This is a genomic window from Streptomyces griseus subsp. griseus (assembly GCF_000720255.1).
Taxonomy (GTDB): Bacteria; Actinomycetota; Actinomycetes; order Streptomycetales; family Streptomycetaceae; genus Streptomyces; species Streptomyces griseus_I.
This window is the reverse complement of record NZ_JOJE01000233.1, coordinates 1-241: the sequence shown is the minus strand read 5'-3', so window position 1 is coordinate 241 and position 241 is coordinate 1. Positions and strand designations below refer to the sequence as shown.

General features: G+C 68.5%; 1 protein-coding gene. It reads right to left on the bottom strand.

The window, feature by feature from the left end:
• A partial coding sequence (locus IG99_RS43920; RefSeq protein WP_324606177.1) for a condensation domain-containing protein occupies window positions 1–204 on the bottom strand: 204 nt, incomplete at its 3' end.
• Between the last annotated feature and the right edge of the window lie 37 nt (window positions 205–241).

Here is a 241-nt window from a genome sequence, read left to right as displayed (position 1 = left end):
CCCCTCCCACAGCACGGCCGTGCGGAGAATGTCGTGCCGGTCCACGACCTTTTGCAGCACGGCGACGAACCCGTCCAACCGGGCCCGGGAATCGAACCCAAGCACCATCGGCAGCACATACGCGTCCTCACCCGACGACGCGCCCATCAGGTGGTGGAAGAGGATGCCCTCCTGGAGCGGCGCCAGCGGGTAGATGTCCGCCACATTGGCCACACCGCCCGGAACCCGGGCCACCACCCTG